Origin of the sequence: Maridesulfovibrio sp. (assembly GCF_963678865.1) — a bacterium.
Lineage (GTDB): Bacteria > Desulfobacterota > Desulfovibrionia > Desulfovibrionales > Desulfovibrionaceae > Maridesulfovibrio.
The window spans coordinates 2,152,835-2,164,819 of sequence record NZ_OY787459.1 but is presented as its reverse complement, the minus strand read 5'-3'; the positions used below and the strand labels follow the sequence as shown (position 1 = coordinate 2,164,819).

The following is an 11,985-nucleotide window of genomic DNA, read 5'->3' as shown; positions in this document are numbered from 1 at the left end:
GGGGCCATCCGGTCCCGCCCCCAATTACAGGAATATCGCACAATGGACTCGTATTTTTTGATGCAAATCGTCAACGGACTCAGTGCCGGAATGATTTACGCACTGATCGCTATCGGCTTCACGCTTATTTTCGGCGTGCTGAATGTTGTGAACTTCGCCCACGGAGAGATGTATACAATCGGGGCATTTGCCGGCCTGGTCTGCATCAACGCTCTGAACTGGCCTTTAGCCCTGGTTATTGTCGCTGCTCTCGCAGCCGGTGGAATCGCGGGGATAGGGCTGGAAAAAATCGCCTTTAAGCCCTTCAGGCGTTTTCAGGATGAAGCTTCGCTCAAATCAAGAGCCATGAGAGAAGCTACCCTGCTGTCCTCTCTGGCCTTCTCAATCATCATCAAAGAATTACTCCAGCATTTCTTTGGTGCAGAAATGCAGACTATTCCGGGCCAGTATCTGCTTAACAATCCCATTCCAGTCGGTCCGCTTTCTTTTTCAACCGGGCAGTTTCTGATCCTCGGGTCTTCCGTTGTCATGCTCGGCGGGTTGCAATACGTGCTTTACCATACCCGCATCGGCCTTTCCATCCGGGCTATTTCCAATAACCCCCTCGGAGCCAAGTATGTAGGCCTGTCCGTAGATAAAACCATCATCGCCACCTTCGGCGTGGGCAGTATGCTCGGCGGTGCAGCCGGGATTATGGTCGGCCTTTATTATGGAGCAATTTTTCCTTCCATGGGTTTTGCTCCTTCCATCAAGGCCTTTGTGGCCATGGTTATGGGCGGACTTTCCAGTATCCCCGGCGCGGTCATCTGTGCTCTTCTCCTCGGTGTTTGTGAATCTCTGGCAACAGATTTCATGACTCAGGGCTGGAGCGATATGGTCGCTTACGGCTTTCTCATTCTAACTCTGATTTTCTTTCCTCAGGGCATTTTCGGAGCCCGGAGAGAGCGTGTATAATTTGAGGGTTCACTTATGACTGATAGTTTAAAAAATAGCCCGTGGCGTTCCCGGTTGCTCACTGTAGCGGCCCTGCTCTTTGTTCTTGCAGTGGTTCCGGGGGTTCTGTCCGTACTGGGTAAAAGTTATTATATTCAGATTGCCAACTCGGCGTTGATCTTCTGTATTCTTGCAGCGAGTATGAACCTTATTACCGGAACTGCCGGACTGCTTTGTCTCGGCCACGCGGCATTCTTCGGAATAGGAGCTTATGCAGCCGGGCTGCTGGCTTCCAATTACGGATTGCCTTTTCTGGTAACCCTTCCGTTGGGTGGGCTTGCCGCCGGTATTGCCGGTATTCTGGTTGCTCTGCCTACCATGAGGCTGATCAGTATTTATTTCTCAGTGGCCACTTTGGGCGTGGGAGAGATTATTCACGTAACCCTGCTGAACTGGGTTTCTGTAACCCGCGGCCCCATGGGAGTTCAGCTTTACGATCCAATCACCATTTTCGGGTACAGGTTCACCAGTCTGCTTTCCATTTATTATGTTATTGCCGTGCTGGCCTGTATCTCGATCTACTTTATCTGGCGCATGACCAATTCCTATTTCGGCAATTCACTGCGGTCCCTCAGAGAGGATGACCAGTGTGCTGAAGCCATGGGCATCAATGTGGTCAAGCTCAAGATTCAGGCGTTCGGGGCCAGTACCTTTTTTGCCGGACTGGCCGGAGCCGTGATGGCTCACAGTGTCGGTTATATCAGTCCCGACAGCTTTCAGTTCAGCGAATCCATCCTCATCCTTGCGATGGTGGTTGTCGGCGGACTCGGTTCACTGCCGGGCGGTCTGCTTGGAGCCCTGCTCCTTATCCTTCTTCCCGAGGTAGCAAGGGGACTGGGCGACTTTCGTATGATCGCGGTAGGTGTGGTCATGTTTCTGTCCATCCTGTTATTGCCCAAGGGAATTTTTGGTGAGATCTCGGCTATCGAAATGGCCAGAAAGCAGTTCAACGCGGCCTGGAGCGGCCGTCAGATGGTGGGGTGGAAATAATGTCGGAATATGTATTGGAAACCAAAGGGCTGACCCGGCGTTTCGGCGGACTGGTTGCCGTGGACAATGTTGATATGTGTATGAAGTCCGGCGAACTGGTCGGGCTTATCGGTCCAAACGGTGCCGGAAAAAGTACCTTCTTCAACTGTCTTACCGGGTTTTATCCCCCCAGTGAAGGCGAGGTCCGTTTTATGGGTAAGCCCATTACCGGCCTCAAACCGTATCAGGTTGCCAAGCTTGGCATCGGCAGGACTTTTCAGAACCTGCGTATCATGCCCAACATGACTGTTTTTGATAATGTTTCGATCGGAGCTATCGGTTCGGTAGGCCATTCATTGCGCCGGGCTGTCTGGCCCATGCGTTGTAAGGCTGATGAAGAGATAAGCCAGCGAACCTGGGACATTCTCAAGCGTGTGCATCTGGATTCTCTGGCGGGAGAACTGGCCGCGAACCTTTCTTACGGTAAACGAAAATATCTTGAAATCGCACGGGCACTGGCTACCAATCCCGAACTTCTCATTCTTGATGAACCTGCAGCAGGGCTCAATGAGCAGGAAACAGCGGAACTTGCCGACTTTATCGGTGAGATGAACTCCGAAGGTATTCCTATTCTGCTGGTGGAGCACGATATGGGATTGGTCATGGGTATCTGCCACCGGGTTATGGTTTTGGCCCTGGGCAAAAAAATTGCCGATGATACTCCTAAAGCGATCCAGAAACACCCGGAAGTACTTGAAGCCTATCTTGGAGGCGAAGAATGTCAATATTAGATATCCACAATCTTCATGTCAGCATGGGCGTCCAGCAGATTCTACGGGGAGTGGAATTGACAGTGGAAGAAAACGGAATTGTCGCAGTGCTTGGCGCCAACGGTGTCGGCAAGACAACCTTGATGAGGGCTATTTCCAATATCTATCAGGTTACAGATGGCGAGATTCTTTTCCAGGGAAAGGACATCGGGAATATCGGTTCGGATAAGGCCGTTATGGCAGGTGTTTGCCAAGCCCCGGAAGGCCGCCAGATTTTTGCCAATATGAGCGTTGAAGAGAACCTGATTCTGGGAGCGTACCATCAGGATAAGAAGCATTTTAAAGATGATCTCGACTATGTGTTCGGATTATTCCCTATCCTGAAAGAGCGCCTTCGGCAACAGGCCGGGGCAATGTCCGGCGGTGAGCAGCAGATGCTGTGCATCGGTCGCGCTCTTATGGGGCGTCCCAAGCTGCTTCTGCTGGATGAACCTTCCCTTGGTCTGGCTCCCCTTATAATCAAGGGCATTTTTGATCTGGTCGTAAAAATCCGTGAAATGGGTACATCCATACTTATCGTTGAGCAGAATGCAAAGGCGGCTCTTTCTGTTGCTGACTATGGTTATATAATGGAAGGCGGGACTATTGTTATGGAAGGTCCTGCTGCGGAACTGATTGCCGACGGACGTCTGGAAGAAGCCTACATGGGAGGAAAGGGCCATTAGATAAAAACTATTTTCATCCTCCATCCTTTATAAGCAGAGCCGGGAAGTTTTCAGGAACTTCCCGGCTCTGCTGTTTAGTCTGTATAAAAAGAATGGCAGCTTAAGGCATGCCCACATCATAGCGATAGGCATTCTGTAAACTGTACCGCTTAATTTTACGGTAAAGAGTAGCAAGGCTGATGCCCAGTTCTTCTGCAGTACGTTTTTTCCCTTCCAGATCGGCACCGTATAGCTGAAGGCATTTACTCAAAGTTTCCTGTTCTGAAAGTTCTTTTTCGGAAATTGCGTTCTGGTGTTTTGGGTTGCTCTTTTCATCAGCCCCGGAATTATTCTCCTGACATGGCTGGGTATTGTTCGTGGCCCAATCAGCGCATCCATCAGGGGAAGTTTGTTTTTCAGCATTGAGAAATCTGTCTTCAAGGGTTGCCAGATCCAGAGTTGCGCCTTTGCGAAAGTTGATTCCATATTCAATGAAGTTCTTTAGTTCGCGCACATTTCCGGGCCAATTGTACAATGCGAACCTTTTCAACAGAGCCGGTTCAACCCATGGCTGCGGTTCATTTCTCCGCCGCGCATAGAGACGGGCGAAATAGTGGACCAGAAGTTCAATGTCCCTTTCCCGTTCCCGCAGGGCCGGTACATAGAGAGGAATTACAGATAACCTGTAGTAAAGGTCCTGCCGGAACTTCCCGTTTCTGGCCTGTTCGGCAACATCAACGTTTGCAGCAGCAATAATACGCACATCAAAATCATGTTCCTGACGTCCGCCGAGGCGCATGACCTTGCGCTCCTGCAGCACTCGCAGTAGCTTAACCTGAAGTTGCAGGGGAAGTTCGGCGATTTCATCCAGAAACAGAGTGCCTCCCTCGGCATGCTCAAACAATCCGGCTTTGCCTCCCTTTTGGGCTCCTGTGAATGTGCCGGAAACATATCCGAATAACTCACTTTCAATGATTGATTCGGGAATAGCTCCGCAGTTGACCGCTACAAACGGAGCAGCAGCTCGGGGGGAAAGATCGTGTATGGCTTGGGCGGTTAGTTCCTTTCCTGTTCCGGATTCCCCTTGAATCAGAACAGTTGAATCAAGCGGGGCACAACGTATGATGCCGTCCTTCAGGGTCCGCATGGCTTGGCTTTCTCCGATGAGACGCTCAAGTCCTGAACTGTCCAGCTCGTCTTCGGATCCGGCTAAGGCGGACAGCAGTCTGGAGTCCGCTTCGCAGCTTTGTACCAGAAAAAGAGTGATTGCTTCAGCTATATCCTCTCCCTTTTCTTTAAGAGTCACACACTGGGCGGAGTCGAAAGCTACAATCTGGACAGCAGCGACAACCCGGCCTCGGATGGCGATGGGAGCAGTGTAGTTGGCAAGGTCGCGGCAGGTCAGTTTTTGTGAACATTCGCGGCATGCGGCATGTACTTTGGGGTCAACTACCATGGTTGGCCGTCCGCTTGCCAGACTGTACCCGATGGCTGTATCCCTTGGGCTGATACAACCAACGGCAGCTTTGTAAAATCCGGAACCGGCAACACACAGATAGTCTGTGTTAATAATGTACATATCAATGCCGGACAAACGCGATATGACAGTTACGGCTTGCTGCAGTTCCCGGCAGGTACTGACAGCATCCGGTGCAATGTTTCTGTCTTTGGAAGAAAGTGCCCATGAAGGGGCGTTATGGGCTGTTGTCTTCATCTTGTATTTGCGCTTTTTAAGGTTGAATCTGTTCTGTTTTTGTGAAGAGTTTTTCCTGTAGTTAACAAAAATGTTGTATGTTTTATTGCCGTATCCCCATTTTATCTGTCTTTAGATTCTTTTTGAGGCTCGGTGATATTTATTCTGCATGTTTCCTGCCAAGATTTGATTTTGGGAAATGGCCCGGCAGGACTCCGTTATTCCGGTAATGTAAGACCGGTTCTATAGTTTCTCAGAAGGTTATCATCGAAGGATCTAAATTTTTTGTTTATAAATTTTTATACGGCATACCCGGAGCAACCGGGCAGCCGGATTTGCACATTGAAAACAGCCCCGCAGATGCTATTGAAAACAACCCCTGTCCGGTTTTTATTTAGTGCCTGCAAAATGAGGCAATAAAAAATAAATGGAGAAAATTATGGATATCAATACACATGAAAATATCGACCGTTCCCTGTGTGGTGAGCCGATTTCAGTATCTGAAGGAAGTAGTGAGGTTCGCCTTACATGCACCGGAAATATGTCTGCCGACGGAAGTGGACTGATTCACGGCGGTTTTATTTTCGGTATGGCCGATTACGCAGCGATGCTGTCAGTCAATCATCCTAATGTGGTATTGGCGGGTGCGGAGAGCCGTTTTTTGAAACCTTCCAGGGTTGGCGACATTCTTACCGCAAAGGCTCAGGAGCAGGAAAAGGACGGGAGGAAGCATATAGTAAAAGTTGATGTTTCCTGCGACGGGGAGACCGTGTTCAGCGGAACTTTTACCTGCTTTGTCACCAAAGAACATGTTCTGGCGGGAGCATAACGGAAAAACTGATTCAGGGAACCGGACCAACCGTTAATCCACGATGGCGTGGCCCGCTTTACAGCAGAAGCTTGCATCCCGGATCAGTTTATATGTAAGTACTGCGAGGCTGTATCCTTGGTGGAAATACGACTTAGAGATTGTATAGATTCATGTTGGGAGACATGCTTAAGGGCATGTCCGGCCTGATGTGTTCTTCGGCCATGCGGCGGACGTCATCCATGGTCTTGGCGGTGGAAAATGTGGCCTGCATACTGTGTCCGAATCGGAAGTTGGCTGCAAAATAGGGCATGAACAGCCGGAACCGCTTGATTGCCCGGATGGGGTCGAATTCCTGCTCCAAAGCTGTGGCAAGACGCAGGACATAGTCCTTGAAAATGCTGTCGTCCGGTGTGTAGCCTGCGGTCCATTGGGCAAAGAGCCAAGGACGGGCCACGGCCATACGCCCTACGGACACACCATCGCATCCTGTCTTGTCCAGCATGTCCTGACAATGCTGCCGGGTTGTGACATTGCCATTGCCGAAGACGGGAATGGAGACGGCCTCCTTGATGAAGCGGATGTGGTCAATGAAGGGGGGGCGGGTGCGTTTGTCCGGAGCCACTCTCGGGTGGAATACCAGGCAATCTGCTCCTGCGTCCTCAAGTCTTTTGGCCAGAGCCATTGCCGGTTCGATTTCCTTTGACCAGCCTGTGCGGAATTTGACGAAAACAGGGATAGACACGGCTTCGCGGACAGCCTTGACTATGTCCACGGCTTTGTCCGGAGTTTTGAGCAGGGCTGCTCCCGCCTCGCGTTTGATCATTCCACGGGCCGAGCAGCCCATGTTTATATCCACGCCGAAGAAGCCTTCCTGTTCCACCCGCTTTGCTGCAATCACCAACTCTTCCGGTGTACCGCCCACCAATTGGCAGACCAGATTGGGGAGTTCCCATTCCTTCCAGCTGAATACCGGGGAAATCCCCGGTTTTTCTGTCGGTACAGCCTTGGCGCTGCACATTTCCGTAAAGAGCAGGCCGCATGATCCGTAATGGGCCAGAACCTGCCGGAATGCGCAGTGGGTCAGTCCGGCCATGGGCGCCAGCCACAGCCGGTTGGGGATTGTCTTTCCACCAATGGCAATGGGAGTTTTAAGCTGGGTCGCCAGCTTGGAAAAATGGGGCGGAACGGTGTTTTTCATAGGATCTGTAAGGCTGGTTATAGGTGTCCGGGATGCAGCATTGCCTAACCTGTTGTTGTACAGGGGGCAAGTCCTGATGTCTTGAAATATGCTTTTTACGTCATTTCTTTTTGACACCCTATTCTAATCAATTCGCAGGATCATGAAGAGCGTGCGCAAAAAAGTGGAGCGTAGTACCAAGGCATGGGGTGAAGATGTTTAGTTTAGTCAGGTCATATTAAAAAAATTCCTCACTCATTATATGAGTGAGGAATTTTTTTTCGGATTTCCCTTTCTCCGGCAGTGGAGAGTCCGCCGGAGAAAGGGAGTCCGCAATAATGCGGCGTGGCAGTTTACAAGAAGTAATTGACTGCCGCGAGTCCCGTCAGGGACATGGTGATGGTATATGGTAATGCCAGCATTACCATACGGCCATAAGAGAGTCTTATGACCGGTGCAAGGGCTGAGGTCAGGAGAAAGAGGAAAGCCGCCTGTCCGTTAGGGGTAGCCACACTGGGGATGTTGGTTCCTGTGTTAATGGCCACGGCCAGTTTGTCAAAGTGATGCATGATCTCAAGTACTTTTGCAGCAGTAGCTTGAGGCATACCGGCGACAACATCGATCCTCGCCAGATGAGGATCGGTGAGCTTTTCCATCAAGGCCTGACCGCTCATGCCTATGTCTGGGAGAGTTCCCAGTAGATTGATGAAATGAAGTTTTGTTTCGGATATGTAGACAGTGGCCACAAATACGTTATCCGAGATTGCAGAAAGCAATCCGTTGGCGATGTAATATGCGGCAAGCTGTGTGTGTCCCTGCAGACTGAGAACGAATTCGATGATCGGATGAAAAATTTCCTGATCGTGAATTACGCCGACAATTGAGAAAAAGACAACCAGCAGTGCGGTAAAAGGCAGGGCTTCTTCAAAAGCTTTACCCAACTGGTGCTCTTCGATGTATCCGTTCATTGAAGTGAGAATGATGATTACCGAGAGGCCGATAACTCCGACAGCTGCGAGGTGAAAAGCCAGAGCTATAACCAGCCACAGTCCTGTGAAGCACTGGATGATCAGTCTGGTCTTTCCGCTCTGTCCCTGCTTTTCTTCCATTTTAATTGCGGTTTCGAGCAGGTGGGAACGGATATTGCCGGGCAGCTTTGCGCCGTAGCCGAAGAGATGAAATTTTTCCACAGTCATGCATGTCAGCAGCCCGATAGCAAGTACAGGCAGGGATACAGGCATTACTTCCACAAAAAAGTCAACGAAGTGCCATCCCATTTCCCCGCCGATAAGCAGGTTCTGGGGTTCGCCTACCAGAGTACATACTCCGCCCAGAGCGGTACCGACAGCTCCGTGCATCATAAGGTTGCGCAGGAAGGCCCTGAATTCCTTAAGATCGGAACGGTTCTTTTCTATGACCGCCTGATCACTGCAGAGGTCGTGCTCACATTGCATGGTCTTGCCTGATGCGAACCGGTGGTAGATATTGTAAAAACTGTAGGCTACGGCAATGATAACCGCGGTAACTGTGAGTGCGTCCAGAAAGGCGGAGAGAAAAGCTCCGGCAAAGCAGAACATCAGCGAGATGGCAATTTTGGAACGTACCCGGACCAGAATACGGGTAAAGGTGAATTGCAGAAATTCTTTCATGAAGTAGATGCCTGCGACCATAAAGATCAGCAGCAGGATTACTTCGAAGTTGTTCAGTGCTTCATGGTAAACTGTCTCGGGTGAGGTCATCCCGAGTGCGACAGCTTCAATAGCCAGTAAACCGCCTGCCGGAAGGGGGTAACACTTCAAGGCCATTGCCAGGGTGAAAATGAATTCAGCGATGAGTGCCCAACCTGCGATCTGGGATCCGACAGTGAATATGAGTATGGGGTTGATGATCAAAAAGGCCAGAATGACTTTTTTATACCATTTCGGGGCATGGCCCAAAAAGTTACTGCCAAGTGATTGCAGAAAAGTTTGCTGCATCAGAGTCTCCTTTATAATAATTCATGGCCGGATATTACGCGGCAGTATCCGTTTGTCGTCGCTTTCTCCGGTATTATTGGAATAGTTGGATTCCCGGTATGTGGAGAAAGGTCCAGGTGTAGGGGGACCTTTCTCCACAGGGGGAATTAGTAAAGCATCATTAAGGCGGAGATCATAACGGCCATGTACAGGATGGTCATACCGGTCCCGGCTCGAACATAGTCGATGGTCTTGTAGCCGCCGGGACGCATAATCAGGGCATTTACCTGATGGGTGGGCAGCACAAAGGTATTCGATGCTGCTACAGCCACGGTAAGGGCTGCTATGCGCGGGTCAACCCCGGCGTTCAAGGCCATGTTCATTGAAAGCGGCACCAGCAGAACTGTTGCACCTACGTTTGAGGCTACCAGCGTAAAGAACGAGGTCAGCGCTCCGATAACGGTCAACAGAACCAGAGCCGAGGGCTGGCCCAGTGCGGCCATAATGGTATCGGCTATGTATTTTGCGGCCCCTGTGTTTTCAAAGGCCATACCCAGCGGAATAAGCCCGCCGAGCAGGAATACTGTCATCCAGTCTACTGACTGGTATGCTTCGTCAATGCTCAGGACCTTGGTCAGGACCATGCCCAGTGCTCCGGTGAGCAGGGCGATGGAGAGCTGAATATGCAGGCCGAGTATCATGAAAAGGGAAATTGCAAGCCACATCAGGGCCAGTTTGGCTTTATCTGTGCGGAGGATTTCGCCTTTTACATCTTCAGTAAATACAAAGTCCGGGCGGTCTTTGAGCATGTGGAACATTTCCCAGCGACCATGCAGCAGGAGTGCGTCTCCGGATTCCAGTTGCAGATCGGTAAGACCGCTGATGAACAGCTTTTCGCCCCTGAAGATTGCCACAGGGGAAACCTGAAAACGGTTACGAATGCCCAGTGTACGCAGAGTCATACCGACAAGTTCGGAACGGGGAGTGATGATCCCTTCCATCAGCCCTGCGTTGTTGGGGGAAAGCTCTTCGGCAAAAGTCTCAAGATCTTCCTTGAGAGACCAGCCGAAATCAACAGCCATGTGCCGAACAGCCTCAATAGGACCGACCACTGCAAGATGGTCTCCGGGCTTGATTACTTCCTGTGCGTCAGGAGCGATTTTGTGGTTTTTACCACGTTCGCGTGCGATGGCAACAATGGTGGAGAAATACATTGGACGCAGCTCAAGGTTCATGAGGTCGTGGTCGCAGGTCCATGTTTCCGGCACATGCAGTTCATATAAAGAACCAACTCCGCCGTATGTGTTGGCGAGCAGTTCCGACATGGGTCCTGATGTTTCGTCCACGTTTTCACTTGGGAGTATGAAGCGTCCCAGAAGAATGAAATAGATAAGCGCCGCTATCAGCAGGCATATCCCGATGGGGGTTACCCCGAACATTCCGAAGGGCTCGTAATGTTTGCCGCCAACAACCATGAGGTCGTTGAGAAGAATCAAGGGACTGGAGCCGACCAGAGTCAGACATCCGCCGATGATGGCACAGAAGCCCATGGGCATGAGCAGTCTGCCAACCGGGACTCCGGTCTGGTTGCCGATACGTTTGGCTGCAGGCAGAAACAGGGCGGCGGCCCCGATGTTCTGCATGAATCCGGAGATGATAGCCACAGTCCCGGCTATGAGGGACATGATCCGGGTTTCGCTTTTTCCGGCAAATTTAAGGATAACCCTTGCAAGGGTGTTCATAACGCCGGTTTTATCGAGCCCGGCTCCGATGATGATAACCGCAATGATGGATACGACGGCGTTACTGCTCAAACCGCTGATAGCCTGTTTGGGGGTCACAAGCCCGAGCAGGGGCAATAATACCATCATGATGATGCCGACTACGTCGACCCTCACCCATTCGAATATGAAAAGCAGTACCGCAAAGGCCAGTACTGCCATTACTAGAAGAATTTCTGGAGTCATAAGTATCCCTTTTATCTATGAAAACAGCAAAAAGTGCGGGTTACCCGACTCTAAGTGTCGCTCGTGTATATACCGGAATAGCCGCGCTAGCAGATTTGTTGCGTGCAACGTCTTCCATTACATACCGCAGCTTTTTATCCTGATTATGAAGTTCGGCCACAACGGAATCTTCGGCTCCCTGTTTCACAACATGGGCAAAGAGAAGGCCTGCTTCCTCTGCTTTTGCTGAGAAATGAGAGATGTTCTCTTCGGATTGGGAACAGAAATTGTTGAAATCAGAACCACGTTCATCAAGGTTCAAGGCGATGAGGCTGCTCTGGGTTCTTGCTGCCATTTCTACTGCGTAGTTGACTACTTTGCCGGAGAAAGCAGCACCCTTGCTTACTACAAGGATTTTTCCGCCTTCGCAGGTGCATTCAGAAAGGTTGTTTACCAGTTCGTTGTTTTCCTCTTGGGAAACTTCAGATTTTCCACTGTTATTCAGAAAGCGGTTTAATAAAGTTTTCAAGAAAACCTCCCTATCTTTGGGGTCATTTGTTGTTTGATCCCGGTTGATGGCCCATGCGCCAACATTGCAGGTATTGCATTGATTCGCCGCCTTTGTTGCATAATAGCGTTCCAAAAGACCGAAAAATCCTTGTTCTGTGGCCATGGTTCCTCCTGATTGTTATTTCCTTCCTTTGAACTTGCTCCCACATGGATCAATATCCATGCCAAGGATTTTTTATGTAAAAAGTGCCATGAAATCAGATGTTTATATAAAAGTGTTCTTTCGTGTAGTTTTTTGCGTGTTGCTATTCGCAACGGCATAAAATTTGTTAAGGGCTATTTCAGGTGGGGTTGGTCAGAAAAGTGCGGAACAGTGCGTTGCTATTTGCAACAAGATTACTTGCTTTTGTGACCTTGTTTGGGTGCTTTTAAGGCTGTATTAAAAGCATATGAAAAG

Annotated in this window: 10 protein-coding genes; 5 read left to right on the top strand and 5 right to left on the bottom strand. The window is 50.1% G+C overall.

Going from position 1 to position 11,985, the window contains the following annotated elements:
• Positions 1-42 precede the first annotated feature (42 nt).
• The 4 genes from ACKU41_RS09945 to ACKU41_RS09930 are packed head-to-tail and all read left to right on the top strand — an operon-like array spanning position 43 to position 3,457.
• Positions 43-954 (top strand): branched-chain amino acid ABC transporter permease, encoded by a 912-nt coding sequence (locus ACKU41_RS09945; RefSeq protein WP_321405231.1) that lies wholly within the window; start codon positions 43-45, stop codon positions 952-954.
• A 15-nt stretch (positions 955-969) separates the two neighbouring features.
• Positions 970-1,983, top strand: a complete 1,014-nt coding sequence (locus tag ACKU41_RS09940; protein ID WP_319777113.1) for a branched-chain amino acid ABC transporter permease — start codon at positions 970-972, stop codon at positions 1,981-1,983.
• The gene (locus ACKU41_RS09935; RefSeq protein ID WP_321405230.1) at positions 1,983-2,753 is read left to right on the top strand and encodes an ABC transporter ATP-binding protein; all 771 of its coding nucleotides are present in this window, start codon (positions 1,983-1,985) and stop codon (positions 2,751-2,753) included. The genes ACKU41_RS09940 and ACKU41_RS09935 overlap by 1 nt, the downstream gene beginning before the upstream one ends.
• The gene (locus tag ACKU41_RS09930) at positions 2,741-3,457 is read left to right on the top strand and encodes an ABC transporter ATP-binding protein (protein ID WP_319777109.1); all 717 of its coding nucleotides are present in this window, start codon (positions 2,741-2,743) and stop codon (positions 3,455-3,457) included. The genes ACKU41_RS09935 and ACKU41_RS09930 overlap by 13 nt, the downstream gene beginning before the upstream one ends.
• A gap of 100 nt (positions 3,458-3,557) precedes the next feature.
• Here the strand turns inward: ACKU41_RS09930 and ACKU41_RS09925 are convergent, their stop codons facing one another.
• Positions 3,558-5,150, bottom strand: a complete 1,593-nt coding sequence (locus tag ACKU41_RS09925; protein ID WP_321405229.1) for a sigma 54-interacting transcriptional regulator — start codon at positions 5,148-5,150, stop codon at positions 3,558-3,560.
• A gap of 418 nt (positions 5,151-5,568) precedes the next feature.
• Between ACKU41_RS09925 and ACKU41_RS09920 the strand changes: the two genes are divergently transcribed.
• Positions 5,569-5,958, top strand: coding sequence for a PaaI family thioesterase (locus ACKU41_RS09920; protein WP_319777105.1), 390 nt, complete (start codon positions 5,569-5,571; stop codon positions 5,956-5,958).
• A gap of 133 nt (positions 5,959-6,091) precedes the next feature.
• On the opposite strand, the gene ACKU41_RS09915 is transcribed toward ACKU41_RS09920, so the two are convergent.
• The 4 genes from ACKU41_RS09915 to ACKU41_RS09900 form a co-directional block, all read right to left on the bottom strand.
• The gene (locus ACKU41_RS09915) at positions 6,092-7,138 is read right to left on the bottom strand and encodes a tRNA-dihydrouridine synthase family protein (RefSeq protein WP_321405228.1); all 1,047 of its coding nucleotides are present in this window, start codon (positions 7,136-7,138) and stop codon (positions 6,092-6,094) included.
• Positions 7,139-7,470: 332 nt separating this feature from the next.
• Positions 7,471-9,093 carry a sodium/proton antiporter NhaB gene (gene nhaB / locus ACKU41_RS09910; protein WP_321405227.1) on the bottom strand — a complete coding sequence of 541 codons (1,623 nt, stop codon included), beginning with the start codon at positions 9,091-9,093 and terminating at the stop codon, positions 7,471-7,473.
• Between the two features lie 146 nt (positions 9,094-9,239).
• Positions 9,240-11,039: an SLC13 family permease gene (locus tag ACKU41_RS09905; RefSeq protein WP_321405226.1), complete on the bottom strand. Its 1,800-nt coding sequence runs from the start codon at positions 11,037-11,039 to the stop codon at positions 9,240-9,242.
• Positions 11,040-11,079: 40 nt separating this feature from the next.
• Complete coding sequence (locus ACKU41_RS09900; RefSeq protein WP_319777098.1) at positions 11,080-11,691, bottom strand: hypothetical protein; 612 nt, start codon at positions 11,689-11,691, stop codon at positions 11,080-11,082.
• Between the last annotated feature and the right edge of the window lie 294 nt (positions 11,692-11,985).

Coding starts and splice junctions, on each gene's coding strand:
- ACKU41_RS09925 (WP_321405229.1), bottom strand. CDS start 5,150: ATGAAGACAACAGCCCATAACGCCCCTTCATGGGCACTTTCTTCCAAA.
- ACKU41_RS09940 (WP_319777113.1), top strand. CDS start 970: ATGACTGATAGTTTAAAAAATAGCCCGTGGCGTTCCCGGTTGCTCACT.
- ACKU41_RS09900 (WP_319777098.1), bottom strand. CDS start 11,691: ATGGCCACAGAACAAGGATTTTTCGGTCTTTTGGAACGCTATTATGCA.
- ACKU41_RS09945 (WP_321405231.1), top strand. CDS start 43: ATGGACTCGTATTTTTTGATGCAAATCGTCAACGGACTCAGTGCCGGA.
- nhaB (WP_321405227.1), bottom strand. CDS start 9,093: ATGCAGCAAACTTTTCTGCAATCACTTGGCAGTAACTTTTTGGGCCAT.
- ACKU41_RS09905 (WP_321405226.1), bottom strand. CDS start 11,039: ATGACTCCAGAAATTCTTCTAGTAATGGCAGTACTGGCCTTTGCGGTA.
- ACKU41_RS09935 (WP_321405230.1), top strand. CDS start 1,983: ATGTCGGAATATGTATTGGAAACCAAAGGGCTGACCCGGCGTTTCGGC.
- ACKU41_RS09930 (WP_319777109.1), top strand. CDS start 2,741: ATGTCAATATTAGATATCCACAATCTTCATGTCAGCATGGGCGTCCAG.
- ACKU41_RS09920 (WP_319777105.1), top strand. CDS start 5,569: ATGGATATCAATACACATGAAAATATCGACCGTTCCCTGTGTGGTGAG.
- ACKU41_RS09915 (WP_321405228.1), bottom strand. CDS start 7,138: ATGAAAAACACCGTTCCGCCCCATTTTTCCAAGCTGGCGACCCAGCTT.